This window comes from Alcaligenes sp. (assembly GCF_050255915.1).
GTDB lineage: Bacteria > Pseudomonadota > Gammaproteobacteria > Burkholderiales > Burkholderiaceae_B > Alcaligenes > Alcaligenes aquatilis.
This window is the reverse complement of the sequence record NZ_JBFWIQ010000012.1, coordinates 1-16,136: the sequence shown is the minus strand read 5'-3', so window position 1 is coordinate 16,136 and position 16,136 is coordinate 1. Positions and strand designations below refer to the sequence as shown.

General features: G+C 56.2%; 11 protein-coding genes. 5 read left to right on the top strand and 6 right to left on the bottom strand.

The genetic code is table 11. The annotated features are described in order from the left end of the window. Position 1: 1 nt before the first annotated feature. From AB7E06_RS14755 to apbC, 5 genes are all read right to left on the bottom strand, one after another. Entirely contained in the window at positions 2 to 2,275 is a 2,274-nt protein-coding gene (locus AB7E06_RS14755) for an arginine/lysine/ornithine decarboxylase (RefSeq protein ID WP_094195571.1), read from the bottom strand. A gap of 9 nt (positions 2,276 to 2,284) precedes the next feature. Continuing rightward, positions 2,285 to 2,848: a dCTP deaminase gene (gene dcd / locus AB7E06_RS14750; RefSeq protein ID WP_094195570.1), complete on the bottom strand. Its 564-nt coding sequence runs from the start codon at positions 2,846 to 2,848 to the stop codon at positions 2,285 to 2,287. 127 nt (positions 2,849 to 2,975) lie between these two features. After that, entirely contained in the window at positions 2,976 to 7,049 is a 4,074-nt protein-coding gene (locus AB7E06_RS14745) for a translocation/assembly module TamB domain-containing protein (protein ID WP_427957437.1), read from the bottom strand. Next, a complete protein-coding gene (locus AB7E06_RS14740; RefSeq protein WP_108728146.1) occupies positions 7,049 to 8,827 on the bottom strand; it encodes an autotransporter assembly complex protein TamA in 1,779 nt (592 codons plus the stop codon). The genes AB7E06_RS14745 and AB7E06_RS14740 overlap by 1 nt, the downstream gene beginning before the upstream one ends. Positions 8,828 to 8,833: 6 nt before the next feature. Next, entirely contained in the window at positions 8,834 to 9,919 is a 1,086-nt protein-coding gene (apbC, locus tag AB7E06_RS14735) for an iron-sulfur cluster carrier protein ApbC (RefSeq protein ID WP_427957435.1), read from the bottom strand. A 102-nt stretch (positions 9,920 to 10,021) separates the two neighbouring features. Between apbC and AB7E06_RS14730 the strand changes: the two genes are divergently transcribed. From AB7E06_RS14730 to AB7E06_RS14720, 3 genes are all read left to right on the top strand, one after another. Beyond that, a complete protein-coding gene (locus tag AB7E06_RS14730) occupies positions 10,022 to 10,279 on the top strand; it encodes a hypothetical protein (RefSeq protein WP_094195566.1) in 258 nt (85 codons plus the stop codon). 218 nt (positions 10,280 to 10,497) lie between these two features. Beyond that, positions 10,498 to 12,567 (top strand): methionine--tRNA ligase, encoded by a 2,070-nt coding sequence (gene metG, locus AB7E06_RS14725; protein WP_094195565.1) that lies wholly within the window; start codon positions 10,498 to 10,500, stop codon positions 12,565 to 12,567. A gap of 195 nt (positions 12,568 to 12,762) precedes the next feature. Then, positions 12,763 to 13,659 (top strand): cation diffusion facilitator family transporter, encoded by an 897-nt coding sequence (locus AB7E06_RS14720; RefSeq protein ID WP_094195564.1) that lies wholly within the window; start codon positions 12,763 to 12,765, stop codon positions 13,657 to 13,659. Between the two features lie 45 nt (positions 13,660 to 13,704). Here the strand turns inward: AB7E06_RS14720 and AB7E06_RS14715 are convergent, their stop codons facing one another. Then, the gene (locus tag AB7E06_RS14715; protein WP_108728149.1) at positions 13,705 to 14,607 is read right to left on the bottom strand and encodes a LysR family transcriptional regulator; all 903 of its coding nucleotides are present in this window, start codon (positions 14,605 to 14,607) and stop codon (positions 13,705 to 13,707) included. 162 nt (positions 14,608 to 14,769) lie between these two features. Here AB7E06_RS14715 and AB7E06_RS14710 point away from each other — a divergent pair, with 162 nt between their 5' ends. Both AB7E06_RS14710 and AB7E06_RS14705 read left to right on the top strand, forming a co-directional pair. Beyond that, entirely contained in the window at positions 14,770 to 14,985 is a 216-nt protein-coding gene (locus AB7E06_RS14710; protein ID WP_427957431.1) for a hypothetical protein, read from the top strand. 158 nt (positions 14,986 to 15,143) lie between these two features. Then, on the top strand, positions 15,144 to 15,980 hold the full coding sequence (locus AB7E06_RS14705; RefSeq protein WP_094198251.1) for a bifunctional allantoicase/(S)-ureidoglycine aminohydrolase: 837 nt from the start codon (positions 15,144 to 15,146) through the stop codon (positions 15,978 to 15,980). The last annotated feature ends 156 nt before the right edge of the window (positions 15,981 to 16,136 follow it).

The window sequence follows — 16,136 nt, the reverse complement described above, 5'->3', positions numbered from 1 at the left end:
TTTACTCGTTGGTTTCAGACTCAAGCACGCAATCTACGTAGTAGCGCGGCAGTCCATCGGGGCCAATATCCTGCGCCAGTCCATGCACATAGGTTTCAAAGCCAGGGAAGCGGGCATTGAACTCGCGCGCAAATTGCAGATATTCCACAATACGCGAGTTAAAGCGTTCGCCAGGAATCAGCAAAGGAATGCCGGGTGGGTAAGGCGTCAATAAAACACCCGTCACACGACCTTCCAGCTCGTCAATACCAACACGCTCAATGTCGCCATGCGCCATCTTGGCATAGGCGTCCGAGGGTTTCAGAGCGGGAATCATGTCGCTCAGGTAGACCTCGGTGGTCAGGCGGGCCAGATCGTACTTGCGGTAAGCCTGGTGAATCTGCTGACACAGGTCACGCAAGCCCATGCGCTCGTAGGTGGGCTGGGTTTTGCAAAAGTCCGGCAAAATACGCCACATGGGCTGGTTGCGGTCGTAATCATCCTTGAACTGTTGCAAGGCCGTCAGCAAGGTATTCCAGCGACCCTTGGTAATGCCAATGGTGAACAGAATAAAGAAGGAGTACAGGCCGGTTTTCTCGACCACCACGCCGTGCTCGGCCAGATACTTGGAAACCAGAGCCGCAGGAATACCCTGCTCGGCAAAGGTGCCGGAAATATCCAGGCCGGGAGTCACGACTGTGGCTTTGACCGGATCCAGCATGTTGAAGTTGGTCGACAACTTGCCAAAGCCATGCCATTGCGCATCAGAGCGCAAAATCCAGTCATCGCGCTCGCCTATGCCCTCTTCGGGCAGATTGTCCGGCCCCCAGACCTTGAACCACCAGTCGCTCTCGCCATATTCCTTGGAGACCTTGCGCATCGCACGACGGAAGTCCATGGCCTCGCAAATGCTTTCCTCAACCAGCGCGGTGCCACCGGGCGGCTCCATCATGGCCGCAGCCACATCACAGGACGCAATAATCGCGTACTGCGGGCTGGTGCTGGTATGCATCAGGTAGGCTTCGTTGAATACGTTGCGGTCCAAAGGGCGGTTTTCCGCATCCTGCACCGTAATTTGGGACGCCTGCGACAAACCAGCCAGCATTTTGTGCGTGGAATGCGTGGCGTAAATCATGGTGTCTTTGGTGCGTGGACGATCGGCACCAATAGCATGCATGTCGTGATAGAAGTCGTGGAAAGCCGCATGCGGCAACCAGGCTTCATCAAAGTGCAGCGTGGGGATCTTGGAATCCAGGGTTTCCTTGATCATTTCCACGTTGTAGATCACGCCATCGTAGGTACTTTGCGTTAGCGTCAGAATACGAGGTTTCTTGTTCCTGGCCTTGCTGGCAAAGGGGTTGGCCTCAATCTTGCGCGCAATGTTTTCTGGCAAGAACTCTTCTTGCGGGATAGGACCAATAATGCCCAAGTGGTTGCGCGTGGGGCGCAGAAAAACCGGGATAGCGCCCGTCATGGTGATGGCGTGCAGAATCGACTTATGGCAGTTGCGATCTACAACCACCACATCGTTATTGGCCACATTGGCGTGCCAGACAATCTTATTAGAGGTGGACGTGCCGTTGGTCACGAAAAAACAGTGATCGGCATGAAAGATACGGGCCGCGTTGCGCTCGGCATCGGCAACCGGGCCAGTGTGGTCCAGCAGTTGCCCCAGCTCGTCGACCGCATTACAGACATCGGCACGCAGCATATTTTCACCAAAGAACTGGTGGAACATCTGACCTACCGGGCTTTTCAGAAAAGCGACGCCACCCGAGTGCCCTGGACAGTGCCAGGAGTAGGAACCATCAGACGCGTATTTGACCAGTTCGCGGAAAAACGGCGGTGCCAGGCTTTCCAGATAGGAGCGGGCCTCACGGATGATATGGCGCGCCACGAACTCGGGCGTGTCCTCGAACATGTGAATAAAGCCGTGCAGCTCGCGCAGAATATCGTTGGGGATATGCTGCGAGGTGCGTGTCTCGCCATACAAATAAATAGGGATGTCCTCGTTGCGAAACCGCAGCTCACCAATAAAGGAGCGCAGGTTCTTGATCGCGTTGGCAACATCCTCCGGGGAATCCACATCGAATTCCTCATCATCAATCGACAAAATGAAGGCGCTCGCGCGGCTTTGCTGTTGCGCAAAAGAACTAAGGTCACCATAACTGGTGACCCCGAGAACCTCTACGCCTTCGGCCTCTATCGCCGAGGCCAGGGCTCGAATGCCCAGGCCCGACGTATTTTCGGAACGGTAGTCTTCGTCGATGATGACGATAGGAAAACGAAACTTCATCCAGAACTCCTAGGTACGGGGCAAGGTAACGCCCTGTTGACCCTGATATTTGCCGCCGCGGTCGCGGTACGACACTTCGCACACTTCATCGCTTTCAAAGAACAGCATCTGTGCGCACCCTTCACCGGCGTAAATCTTGGCTGGCAGCGGGGTGGTGTTGGAAAACTCCAAGGTGACATGGCCTTCCCACTCGGGTTCCAGCGGAGTCACGTTCACGATAATGCCGCAACGGGCATAGGTGCTTTTGCCCAGACACATGGTCAGCACACTGCGAGGAATACGGAAGTACTCAACCGTGCGGGCCAGCGCAAAAGAATTGGGCGGAATAATGCACACATCACCGACGAAATCCACAAAGGACTTTTCATCGAAGGCCTTGGGGTCCACGATGGTCGAATTGATGTTGGTAAAAATCTTGAATTCGCTGGCACAACGCACATCGTAACCATAGCTGCTGGTGCCGTAGCTGACGATACGTTGTCCGTCTACATTGCGCACTTGGCCTGGCTCGAAAGGTTCGATCATGCCTTGGGCAGCAGCCCGCCGAATCCAACGGTCGCTTTTGATACTCATAAGAAATTAGCCGCCTTAAATCAGTAACCGGTTATTTTATCGTTTAGATACACACACAAGCCAATTGCGGCGCAAATATATCATTTGCACCACAATTGGCTGCCCGTTTGAAGCCGGGCAGCCTGCATCAATCTTTCGAGAACCAGCGGTAAATCAGGGCCAGACCGTTTACCGTACCCGCGCTGACTTCAGCGGTCAGGCCCCGCGCCAAGCGGTAGCTGGCCCGACCTACCGTGCCGGTATCGGCCATGGCCTGCTCCAGGCTGACCGAAAAATCGGCCGTTAACGCCTTGGTAATTGCAATGAACTTACGCTCTTCATTGCTGGTGCCACTGTTCAGGGATTTGACCACACTTTCGACTGGCAAGATGCTACCAGCACTACCCAGGTCGCCTGAGCGCATGGCCACCTCATCAATACCGAACTTGCGGTAAAAGGGCTCGCCGTCCCCTAGAAAAGAGGTGCCCACACTGAGCAACAAGGCCATGTCGCCACCGGAGTCATCCGGGCCATGGCCCAACAAAAGCCAGGACAGCTTTTCAACTTCGCTGACTTCCGGATAGGACACCAAATCGATTCGGGGTCTGCGCGCCGTGCCAACCACCTTAACACCTGCTTCTACCGCCAGCCCGGTACGCACGGCTTCAATATCCAGGATGGGCGAGGTGATGTCGCCCTGAAACGTCACCGTACCGCGCTTGAGCAAGAGCTTCTGCCCATACAGTTCGATACGACCACCACGAGTACGCAAGGCGCCAATGCCGGTTAACTTGCCACCGGCCATGGTGATCCGCAGATTGCCGACCAAGCCCGAGTTCACACCATAACCGGTCAGATAAAAGCGTCGGCCCAAATCCACATCAATGTCCATACTCATATCAGTGGCGGCCTGAGATGGCTCGGCAGCAGGCTCATCGCCAGCCCGCACAATCACCACGTCGCTATCTACCGTGGGAATGCCGCCCAACATATCCAGATTGAACCATCCTGCATCAGCCACTACCTTGCCGGTAATCGCAATACGAGGCAGCTCCATGTCCAGATTGATATTGCCGGACATCATGGCGTAACGGTCAGAGCGTTGCAAAATGGGGAAACGGAAAATATCGACGCCAAATGCCCCTTGCTGAGTACTCAAGTTCCACTGCCCGGACACTGTCAGCTTGCCATCCTTGGCATCCGGACTCTCTTTCAGCCACGTAGCCGTACGCCACTCTTGCGGCTCTACCCGCAGACGGGCCGGGAAAGTCAGCGAATCCAAGCGGAAAATATCGCCATCAAAACTGGCATCCAACTGCCCGTCAATCAAACGGATACCGTCATCGAGACGAGTAAAGCGCAACTCGCGGCCCGTTACCGTGCCTCGGCTGGTCCAGGCCCATTTCGCGCCCACATCAATATTCACGTCCGCATTCAGACGGCCGCCCAATTCCATGGCATCACCCAGGAACAGGCGCGTCCAGCTCAGGTCATCAATATTGGCTTGAATGCTGACCGTTTTGCGATCGTTCTCGTCCAGGGTCAGCCCGTGAATGGGGGTTTGAGCCTTGGCAGTGACGTAGCCCATGTCCTTGGTACGCACATCCATCTGAGCATCCAGACGGCTGGTAGTACCCGAGGTAGGTTTCGCATCAATGACGATGCTCAGATCCTCCAGGCCCAGAGACATGGGAGGTTCGGCAAAAACCTGGACATCACCCGCGACACGATCCACACGCACTTGCCCAGCCAAGGCGCCATTGAACTTCAGGTCCCAACGGGCTTTGATATCAATTTCAGGCGGCTGGGTTTTCTTGTTCCTGGCAATCTTGACCCCGCCCCCTTTGGCTTTCTCCGGATCTTCCCGCACCCCTACCTTGCGCAACAAACGCGCGATGCGAGGTTCGGACAAGACCAGATCCAGCAATTCACCCCGGCTGGCCCACTGTCCCGGCTGATACGTGGATTCCTGATGACGCAGATTGATCCAAGGCTCGCCGTCGACGGAGGTGCTCAAGGTAGCCGCACCCACGCGAACCGACCAGGGCTCCAAAGGTGGCCGGGCAGCGCGCGCTGCGGCTGCACCACCCTCCATCGATGCCGCTTTGTCAGTTTGTGCCGCTCCGCTACCATCTGCCGCATTGACTACCGAGCCAGTACCCGCACCCTGTTGTACTTCGTCGACCGGCCTGGCTCCTTCATTCGCCAAAGCCGGGGCCGGAGCCACGCCAGGCTCTACCGCCGGCTGTTCTGCAGACGTCGCATCTGTCTTGGCAAGGGATTCTTTTCGCGCTGGCTCGGGTGCACGCAGTGCATCCGTAAAACGCAGTGGCATAGCCGACTGCAAACGCACAGCCAGACCTGCATGGTCAGCCTGCAAACGGCTTAGCTGGCCATCCCAGTAGGCTGCCTTGCCTTGATCGGCGAAATGCCAGCCGCCTTCCAAGGCCAGATCCGCTTGCGCGATGCCCTGACCCAGCTGAGTACTGTCTTTGCCACCCAGATCGTATTGGCCTTGTAGCTGTAAGGTGTGGCGCGACACGTCGCCACGCAGTTGGCCTTGCGCCGATGCCACACCCAACTCCAGGCCGGGCCACAATTGTTCTGCTTTGGGCATCTTGACTTGCAAATCCAGCGCCGCCGTGCCGCTTATACCCAAATCGCCCTTTAAGAGCACCTGGTTATCGCCCACTTTCAAATCAGTCAGCACATCGCTCAAGTGCAGTTGACGCCACCAGGTCGGCTCACCCGGCTGCGCTGGTGCGGCCGCTTTCGCCTTGATCTGCCCAATCGCCGGTTGTTTGTTCCAACGGCTGCCTTGCAGCAGTTGAATATCGACATCCGCAGAAAGTATTTGTTCTTTATCCGCCAGCACCACATCAAACTTGCCCTGACTATTGAGCAGAGCGTCAGGCAAGACATCGCCTAATAATGCATGCAAGTCCAGCTTGTTGCTGCTGAACTGACCTTTGAAATGATCCTTAACGTGCACACCCTCCTGTGTGGCATCCCAGGCAAAGTCTGCATCCAGCAAGGACTCGTCTGGCAATTTCACGGCCAGCTTGGCCTGACGCACGGGTACGGAATCCAACGGGCTCAATTCTGCACTGGCGTCCAGGCTATAACCCTGACCATGCCCCTTAAGTAGCAAGGTGACTTGTTCCAAAGAGCCATTCAAGGTGATTTGCGCATTGACCACACAATCGGGCAAAGGCTCGGGCTCAGGAACAGCAACCGGCTCCTGGATACGCTCTTCATCAACAAGACCTGCACTGCCCCCGGGCTCGGAGCTGATGACTCCGGCGGCACTAGGGGTATCTACAGGCTGATCGACCGATTGGCTATCAGGGGCGAGCTGGCCCTGCGTGTTGGCCTTGGTTTGGCTTTGCTGAGGAGTTTGTGCCGCAACAGAGGCCGCCGCAGCCTTGGCATTGGCATTGGCATTGGCTTTCAGCGTTTGTGCAGCGGCTGTCGTTGTGGACTGAGCAACGGCGACTTTTGCAGCAGGCCGGTCGGACTTCGATTGCTCCGCATAAGCGGGCAAATACTGCTTGGCGCAAATCGGAGAATCCGCCGTCAAACCACGAGCAATGATTTGGATATCGGCTCGTGCCGGATATGGCGCTTCCAGGCCCGCCAGCTCTACTTCACCCTGAAAACCAGCGCGAATGGACTCATTGGCCACCATCAAATCGTACAGACGCAACTGTGCGCTGTCGGAATCCACAGCCAGAGCCGAGGACAAATCCGCAATGGCTACCGGCAAGGGCGTACCATCTTGCGTCAACAGGAACTGACCCAAGGCCAGTTTGTCCACGGCAATACTGATAGGCAACTCAGGCATTTTGAAGGGGGCGTCGGACTTGGGCTCGTCCGAGGATGTCAAGGCCACATCCACTTTATGGGCACTGAGCTCCACCACATGCAAGCGTCGCTCCCAGAGCTCTTTCCAGTTGGCCTGCAGGCGCAAACGTTCGATATCGACATGGGTATCGGGCAGGGCCAACACCAGGTGGTCGATACTCAGACCGTCCCAGATCGTTCCGCGTACGCCTTGTGCACTGCCCTGTGCATAAGGCAAGGCCGTGCGCAGCGCCCAACGGGTACCAACCTGACTGGCCAGCACCCAATACACAAAACCACACACAAGCAGCAGGGCCACCACCACAAAGGGGATGCCCCACAATGCAAAATATCGGAACCAGCGCCGAACCCAAGCCATTAAAATGCGATTCCCAAAGAAAAGCTCAAACGTAAACGTTTGTCCCGCTGACCATAGGCCAGATCAAGATTGAAGGGCCCGGCAGGGGTTCGGACCACCGCTCCCAAACCGTAACCCCAGGCCAAGTCCATATCACCAAAGCTGGACGCCGCATCGCCCACGTCCACAAAAGCACGCATGCCGTACATGCTGGTGAAAAAATGCGTGTACTCCACACTAGCAACTGCCATGGCCGGCGCGCCCACCACGGCGTCGCTGCGCTCAAGACCAATACTTTGATATTTATAGCCCCGGATACTGCGCGCGCCCCCAGTGCGATAACCGAAATCAGGCGGCGTCCGATCCGTCATCCCCCACACTTTGCCGACTTCCCCGCGTACGGACAAGACGTCCCGATCCCCAACCGGCCACCATTGTTGGAGTCGCAAATTGCTGCGGTAGAACCTTTCGCCCCGATCCAGCGTGACACCGGCACCGACACCAAAATCAATCAAATTGCCTTCACGCGGATCATATTTCTTGTCCACATCCCGGCGCAGCCACTGCCAGGTTGCAATGGCAGAAGGGGTTTCACGAGTGGGCAAGCCAGAAATCTTGGTCTTGTCCCAGGCCCCCAGCACACCCCACTCAGTTTCGTACTCTACACGGCTATTACCCGCCGCCTTTCGTTCTTGGCGCAGCTTCCAGCCCAAGGCCAAACGCTCAGTGTCCAGGCCTTCAACGTCAGAGCGATCATACAAAACACCGAAACTGTTCTTGTAGCCACGAATCGTGGGCGGCAAATGGATGTCATAAAAAGCCCTCTGGCGGTTTTTATCCACCCCAAGACCGGCCTCGGACCAGATGGGCAGGCCAAACACAATATTCTTTCGGTACAGGGCTTCGGCACGCGCTCCGTGGTCGCTGTCAAAACCCAAAGAGCCGGTGAACTGCTTGGATGGTGCTTCGGTCACTCGCACCCTTACAGGCAGCTCTACATCACCATCAGGAAGCTCTTTCTTTTTGCTGGCCTGCTCATCCAGAGTGACAAAAGCACCCCGAAAAAAAGTGGTGGCCGCCAAAGATTGCTGCCACTCGTCCAGCTTGTCCTGATCGTAGGGGTCACCGGGGGTATAGCGCACGTAGCGGTCCACCAGTGACTGGGGGACTCGCTTCAAGCCGGTGGTCTCCAGAGGCCCCATGCGAACCCGTGGCCCGCTATCGACATTCAGGGACAGGTCGGCCACCCCTTCGTCAGCCAGTACCGTCGCCCGCGTGTCTATATAACGAGCGTAGTAAAAGTCCTGGCGCTGTACGCTTTCCAACAAATCCGCCTTGGCCGACGACCAGACTGAATTTAAAAAAGGATCGTCCACTTTCAGGGGAAAACTGGCCTTGATCCCTTCCAGACGCACTTGGTATTCCGGCTCCTGGATCTTGCCTTTGAAGTCCAAGGCAATGTCGCGCACACGCGTGATTTCACCTGGCTGAATAATAATGTCCCAATATTCCCCGCTGGAATCTTCACCCACCTCCAGCGTAACCACAGAGTCAAAATAACCCTGAGTCTGCAAGGCGGAAACGGTCGCATCATGGGCCCTGCGCCGCAGACGCGAGACCTCTCCCAAGTCCTGATCTTCCGCCAAACGCGTAATGGCACTGACCGCACGCTGAATTTCTTTCAACGCCTGGGGGGGCACGCCCCCCGGATCAATAATGACATCAGGAACGGAAGACTGAGCCCACACGGCAGGGCTCAGGACTATCGAGAACAACAGGCAAAAGCCGGATTTGCGCATACGTACTCAAAGAGGACGAGGAACAACCTTGGGGCGCTGCCCCGACGTGTCTGGAGGTAGTTGCGACAAGTTAGCCGAAACGCGATTGGCAATCTCATGATAGAGCCGAGCCTCGGGGCTGTCTGCGCTGGCAATCACGGTAGGGGTACCGGAGTCGGTCTGAGCCCGAATGCTCATTGCCAGCGGCAAGGCACCCAGCCAAGGCACGTTGAATTGGCTGGCCATATCGCGGCCACCGTGTTGGCCAAAGACCGGGTCAGCGTGACCACAGTTCGAGCAAATGTGAACCGACATGTTCTCCACGATACCCAAGACTGGCACATTGACCTTCTGGAACATGTTCAAGCCACGCTTGGCATCGATCAGCGCCAGATCCTGCGGAGTGGTCACAATCACAGCGCCCGTCAGCGGGACTTTCTGCGACAGGGTCAAGGCAATGTCGCCCGTGCCCGGAGGCATGTCGATGATCAGGTAATCCAGATTGTCCCAACGCGTTTGTGTAAGCAGCTGTGTCAGCGCCTGGGTTGCCATCGGGCCGCGCCAGATCGCTGGAGCGTCCTCATCCAACAAGAAACCAATCGAGTTCGCTTGCAGACCGTGGCCAATCAGCGGCTCCATCATCTTGCCGTCTGCACTGCGCGGACGCTCGTGCAGGCCCAGCATGGTGGGCACGCTAGGGCCGTAAATATCCGCGTCCAGCAAACCGACACGCGCACCTTGCATATGCAAAGCCAAGGCCAGGTTCACCGACGTCGTACTTTTACCGACCCCGCCCTTGCCCGAGGACACCGCAATAATGTTGCGGATATTGGGCATGGGGCGCAAGCCTTCCTGCACGGCATGTATACCAATGCGAGGGTTCAAATGCAGCTTGGACAGGGTGGCACCCACGCCCGCCAAAGCTTGCTCGATACGTTCGCGCAGTTGCCCCTGAATGTCATAAGCCGTGTAGGGCAGATGCAAAGTCAGCTCAACCTGGTTCTGGTCAATGCCCAGTTCGCATCGACCCGCATCGACCGATAACTTCTTTAACGTGTTGGGATCGGTCACACTCGCCAGGGCTTGCAACACGCGCTCGGAACTCACTGTCATTTATACAAAACCTTGATATAAAGAAACATCACCATACCTTTAAACCAGAAATTTAGCGGTTCAAGAGGAATTTTTTTACACTTATGGTGTCATACTAAACCTATGAGCACATTTAACCAGATTATCCGCACAGCCCTCTTTGTCTTGCTGACAATTTTCGGTGCAATCATGGCGTTTATCTTCATGGTTTCCACCGCGATTGCGATCGGCATTTTATACATTGTGGCGCGTATTAGTGGCCGTCCTTTCGGCGTTAAAGCCTATTGGGACCAGCGCCGCCGCCCCACTACTGCCAGCAAACAGTCGACAGCACCACGTTCGCGTGATGTCACCGACATCGAGATGCGCGAGATTCCTTAACAGTTCTTGACTGTGCGCCAAGCAGTTGGTTCACAGCAACGCTGAATAGGTATTGCCCCCGAACACCCTGAGTCGTCATAGGCTCAGGGTGTGTGCATTTGTATCATTCGCAATTCCTCCTCAGCACTTTACCCGTGGACATTCCTCGGTCTGGCGCTGCACAAGTGTCCAATAGACCGTAGAATCCTTGTTCCCTTTCTCTTTTATTTTGTTAAGTCATGTCACGAACGATATTTGTTACGACCGCCCTGCCGTATGCCAATGGCTCGTTTCACATCGGCCACATCATGGAATATATCCAGGCCGACATCTGGGTTCGGTCCATGCGAATGTCGGGACATACGGTACATTTTGTGTGTGCGGACGACGCCCATGGCGCCCCCATCATGCTCAAGGCAGAAAGCGCGGGCATTACCCCCGCCCAGTTGGTAGACAAGATCGCGGCCGAACGCCCCACCTACCTGAACGGCTTTAACATCAAGTTCGACCACTGGCACCGTACGGACTCGCCTGACAACGTCGAGCTGGCCCAGGATATCTACCGTACGCTCAAAAGCGCCGGTTTCATCGATACACGCACCATCGAACAGTTCTATGACCCGGTCAAAGGCATGTTCCTGCCCGATCGTTACATCAAGGGCGAGTGCCCCAAGTGTCACGCCAAGGACCAGTACGGCGACAGCTGCGAGGTCTGTAGCGCGGTTTACGCCCCGACCGAGCTGATCGAACCCTACTCCACCCTGACCAATGCGCGTCCGGTGTTAAAGACCTCGGAACACTTCTTCTTCCGTCTGTCCGACCCGCGCTGCGTGGCCTTCCTGCAAGAGTGGACCACAGGCAAGAACGCCCAGGGCAAGCCACGTCTGCAATCGGAAGTGCTGGGCAAAACCCGCGAATGGCTGGGTACAGGCGAAGGGGCCGAAGCGTCCCTGAACGACTGGGATATTTCGCGCGACGAACCTTACTACGGCATTCCGATTCCCGATGCGCCCGGCAAGTACTTCTACGTCTGGCTGGACGCGCCTGTTGGTTACCTGGCTTCCTTGAAAGCCTACTGCACCAAGGCCGGTCTGGACTTTGATGCCTTGCTGGATCCGGAAGGCAGCACCGAGCAGGTGCATTTTATCGGCAAGGACATCGTGTACTTTCACGCCCTGTTCTGGCCTGCCATGCTGAAATTCTCCGGCCGTAAAGTGCCTGATGCACTGAACGTACACGGTTTCATCACGGTTAGCGGCGAAAAAATGTCCAAGAGCCGTGGCACAGGCATTTCACCCCTGCGCTACCTGGAACTGGGTATGGATGCCGAATGGATGCGCTACTACATGGCCGCCAAGCTCAACTCGCACGTTGAGGACATGGACTTCAATCCTGATGACTTCATTGCCCGCGTCAACAGCGACCTGATTGGCAAATACGTCAACATCGCCAGCCGTGCCGCCAACTTCATCAGCAAGCATTTTGATGGCAAGCTGGCCTACCAGGGCGACACCTCCGAGCTGCAAAACCAGCTCAAGGAAGTCGCCGAGAAAGTCCGTGCCGATCTGGAAAGCCGCGAGTACGGCCGTGCTGTGCGCCAGATCATGGCTCAAGCCGACATCATCAACCAGGCTTTCGATACAGCCCAGCCCTGGGTCATGGCCAAAGGCATTGCAACTGCCGAGCAAGCCCAGAAAGATGCGCTGCAAGACATTTGCTCGCGCACCCTGGCTGGCTTCAAGGGTCTGTCTGTCATGCTGACCGCCATTTTGCCTACCCTGACCGATCGCGTTGCCCGCGAGCTATTCGGTCTGGATCGCAGCTTTGTCTGGGATGACGTGGCTGCCTTGCCTGATCACATCGCTCCATTCAAACACCTGATGCAGCGGGTAGACAGCGCCATGGTGGACGAACTGCTGGCCCCCCCGCCAGCCCCAGTCGTCCTGCCCGGTGGCGAAGCGATTGCCGACACCATCGACATCAAGGACTTCATCAAGGTTGATCTGCGCATTGCCAAGATCGTCAGCTGTGAAGCCGTAGAAGGGTCGGACAAGCTGCTGCGCCTGAGCCTGGATGCTGGCGAAGGTCGTTTGCGCCAAGTGTTCTCTGGCATCAAGTCGGCTTACCAACCCGACGACCTGATCGGCAAGCTGACGGTTCTGGTAGCTAACCTGGCTCCTCGCAAGATGCGTTTTGGTGTGTCCGAAGGGATGGTTCTGGCTGCCAGCCATGCTGATGACGCCGTGGATCAAGGTATCTATATTCTAGAGCCCTTCCCTGGCGCCCAGCCCGGCATGCGCATCAATTAAGACGCATTCCTGATACGCCCAAAAGCCTCGCTCAAAAGCGAGGCTTTTTTGTATCCATATACCAAAGAATAGGCTCAAAACAGCCTGCCAGGCCCCTTTCAGCACCCTACAGGCCGGGAAAGTCGATACACTCTTTATCTTGAAACTGCTGTATTGATACACAGCCTGCCGCTTTGCTTGCAAGGACCGTTTGGCATGAAAAATACCCCCCCTTCTGATCTGGACCGGCACCGCGGCGCTCAACGCTCCACCTGGGTCAGCGTCCTTGTCAATATTGGTTTGAGCGTGCTGCAACTTGTGGTGGGCCTGTTTGCCCATTCTCAAGCCCTGATTGCCGACGCCATTCACTCTTTATCTGACCTGCTGTCGGACTTTGTAGTGCTGATTGCCAACCGCCATAGCCGCCAAGGCCCAGATGCAGACCACCCCTACGGCCACTTGCGCTACGAAACGGTCGCTACCTTGGCCATTGGAGGCCTTTTGCTGGCTGTGGGCGCCGGGATGTTGTGGAATGCCGTCTCTGCCTTGCGCGACCCCAGCAGCATCGAGGCTGTACACCCCATTGCCTTGGCCATTGCCTTGACTGCGCTCTGTAGCAAAGAACTCCTGTTTCGCTACATGTTGCGTGTAGCAAAACGGTTACGCTCGACCATGCTGGCTGCCAATGCCTGGCATGCACGCTCGGATGCCGCATCCTCCTTGGTTGTCAGTGTCGGAGTCATGGCGAACTTGGCAGGCCTGCCCTTGGGTGACCCCTTGGCTGCCAGCATTGTGGGCTTGATGATTCTGCGCACGGGCTGGAAGTTTGCGATAGGCGCCTTCCACGATCTGACAGATAAAGCGGTGGATCAGGAAACGGAAGAGCGCATTGCCAAGCTCTTGCGCGAGACGCCCGGCGTAGAAGGGATACACCAGTTGCGCACCCGCAAGCTGGGCGACATGATCTGGGTAGAGGTAGACCTGGAAATGGATGGCAAGCTGACCATCAGTCAGGGACACGAGATTGCCGTGGCTGCACGGGCGCGTGTGATGGCCGAAGAACCCGTGCTGGATGTAATGACGCACTTTGATCCAGTCACGCCCAAGCACTAAAGCCTGACGCGTCTTTGCCACTCTCGCAGGCCGAACACCCAGGTATCAAACGCGGTGCTCACTCTCGGGAGCCAACATTTCTACCAGCACACGGGATAAGGCCGTCACCATCTCATTGGCGTGGGGCCTATGCAAAATTGCCAGTTCAAAAGCATCAATCCGGGGCAGGCCTTGTGCTTGCCCCAGTTCAATATGGTCGTCCCGCACAGCACGCCGTGGCAACAGGCTGATGCCCATCCCGTCTGCCACCGCTCCTTGAATGCCGCTCAAGCTGGAACTGGTAAAACTGATGCGCCAACGCCGCCCCAAGGACTCCACTGCACTGATAATCTCCTCACGGTAAACACCACGGCGTGGGAAAGTAACCAGGGGGATAGGGTCCAGATGAAAGACCGGATCGGTCGCGCTATCAACCCAGGCCGTCTGCTCAGGTAAACAGACCACCGCTTCGCGGGCATTATGACGCTGCTTGACCAGCACCAGATCCAGCTCACCCTGATCGTAGGCGGCCAGCAAATCGCTACTTAAACCGCTGCTGACTTCCAGCCGCACCTGCGGAAACCGCCGATTGAAACCAGCCAGGGCCCGCATGGTCTGGCCGTTGGTAAAATCCTCTGGCACACCCAGCCGTACCGAGATAGTCACCAACGAACCCGACAAGGCTTCTGACAACTGATGATTCAGGGCCAGCATCTGGCGGGCGTAACCCAGCAAGGTCTGCCCCGCTTCGGTCGTGCTGACTCCCCGGCTGGCCCGATCCAGCAGACGCAGTCCGGCCAGCTCTTCCAGACGTCGTACCTTCTGGCTGATCGTGGACTGGGTGGAATGCAAACGCGTCGCTGCTGCCGTAAAGCTGCCGCAATCGACCACCGTCAACAAGGCCAGCAACAGGTCCAGGTCGTACAAGGGCCGATTCAGGCTGGGACTGCTCGATAGTTGATGATCCATATCTTCAAAATCCTTCTGACATCACGCCTTTGGCCCAAGCAAAGTGCTGGCTATTGCCTGTGGATACTAGCTGTGCATCAAAGATGGCTCGTGAGGCCCCAAGCTACTGGGTGTGGGCACGGAGCGTAGATCAACCGCTGCTCCAAGACGGACGCGACATCAATGAGCATCAATATAGGTAGTAACACTGCTGCCTGCTTCGGCATTGGCATTGGCATTAAAGCACTTGCAGCAGTTGTTGCTGTTGCTGTTGCTGTTGCTGTTGCTGTTGCTGTTGCTGTTGCTGTTGCTGTTGCTGTTGCTGTTGCTGTTGCTGTTGCTGTTGCTGTTGCTGCCAACAGGCTCCACAGCTCAACACATTCAAAAAACAAATACTAGAGATTTATACATTTAATTTGTAAATATCACCAGCAATCGTTACTGTGTATTGGTCCCGCGCATTACAACGACATCCCGCCTGTGCCTTTTGCCAACCGCCGGGATTGCGCCATGCCGTTCGACAGATTTTTCCTTACTGAATGTCAATGGGAATCAACATGTCCAAAGTCAATTACTACGCCCCTCCCGGTGGCCATCCTCCTCAGACTCAGTTGCTGACAGATCGCGCCATGTTCACCGAGGCCTATGCCGTGCTGCCCAAAGGCGTGCTGCAAGACATCGTGACCAGCTTCCTGCCCGGTTGGGAAAATACCCGCTTATGGGTATTGGCTCGTCCTCTGTCCGGCTTTGCCGAAACCTTCTCCCAATACATCATGGAAGTGGGTCCTCAAGGCGGCAGCAACAACCCTGAGTCCGATCCCGAAGCCGAAGGCGTGATTTTTGTCGTCAAGGGCCAATTGGAACTGGTTCTGGAAGGCACCAAGCACATCCTGGAAGAAGGCGGCTATGCCTTTATTCCTCCTTCCACCAACTGGACCTTGCACAACCGCACGGGCGAGTTGGCCAACTTCCACTGGATCCGCAAGCGTTATCAGCGTGTGGAAGGCCTGGAAGCACCTGAAGCCTTCGTGACTAACGAGAAAGACGTCACCCCCATGGTGATGCCCGACACCGAAGGCCGCTGGAGCACCACGCGCTTTACCGATATGTCCGATCTGCGTCACGACATGCACGTGAACATCGTGAACTTTGAACCCGGTGGCGTCATCCCCTTTGCTGAAACGCACGTCATGGAACACGGTCTGTACGTTCTGGAAGGTAAGGCCGTTTACCGTCTGAACCAGGACTGGGTTGAAGTGGAAGCTGGTGACTTCATGTGGCTGCGCGCCTTCTGCCCACAAGCGTGCTACGCGGGCGGCCCAAGCCGTTTCCGCTACTTGCTGTATAAAGATGTGAACCGTCATGCCAACCTGACTATTGGCGGCCATCGCTAATAGGACCCGAAACAAAACAGCCGCTGCCCGTGAACTGCACCCCAAAAGTTGGACACTCATCCAACCTTTGGGGTGTTTTTCATGACGAAATACGATGTACGGTTCAAAGTCAACTTGGTCGAGCAGTATCTGTCGGGAAGCAATGGTTATCGAGGG

Coding starts and splice junctions, on each gene's coding strand:
- AB7E06_RS14715 (WP_108728149.1), bottom strand. CDS start 14,607: ATGGATCATCAACTATCGAGCAGTCCCAGCCTGAATCGGCCCTTGTAC.
- AB7E06_RS14755 (WP_094195571.1), bottom strand. CDS start 2,275: ATGAAGTTTCGTTTTCCTATCGTCATCATCGACGAAGACTACCGTTCC.
- dcd (WP_094195570.1), bottom strand. CDS start 2,848: ATGAGTATCAAAAGCGACCGTTGGATTCGGCGGGCTGCTGCCCAAGGC.
- AB7E06_RS14710 (WP_427957431.1), top strand. CDS start 14,770: ATGAGCATCAATATAGGTAGTAACACTGCTGCCTGCTTCGGCATTGGC.
- AB7E06_RS14740 (WP_108728146.1), bottom strand. CDS start 8,827: ATGCGCAAATCCGGCTTTTGCCTGTTGTTCTCGATAGTCCTGAGCCCT.
- apbC (WP_427957435.1), bottom strand. CDS start 9,919: ATGACAGTGAGTTCCGAGCGCGTGTTGCAAGCCCTGGCGAGTGTGACC.
- AB7E06_RS14745 (WP_427957437.1), bottom strand. CDS start 7,049: ATGGCTTGGGTTCGGCGCTGGTTCCGATATTTTGCATTGTGGGGCATC.
- AB7E06_RS14730 (WP_094195566.1), top strand. CDS start 10,022: ATGAGCACATTTAACCAGATTATCCGCACAGCCCTCTTTGTCTTGCTG.
- metG (WP_094195565.1), top strand. CDS start 10,498: ATGTCACGAACGATATTTGTTACGACCGCCCTGCCGTATGCCAATGGC.
- AB7E06_RS14705 (WP_094198251.1), top strand. CDS start 15,144: ATGTCCAAAGTCAATTACTACGCCCCTCCCGGTGGCCATCCTCCTCAG.
- AB7E06_RS14720 (WP_094195564.1), top strand. CDS start 12,763: ATGAAAAATACCCCCCCTTCTGATCTGGACCGGCACCGCGGCGCTCAA.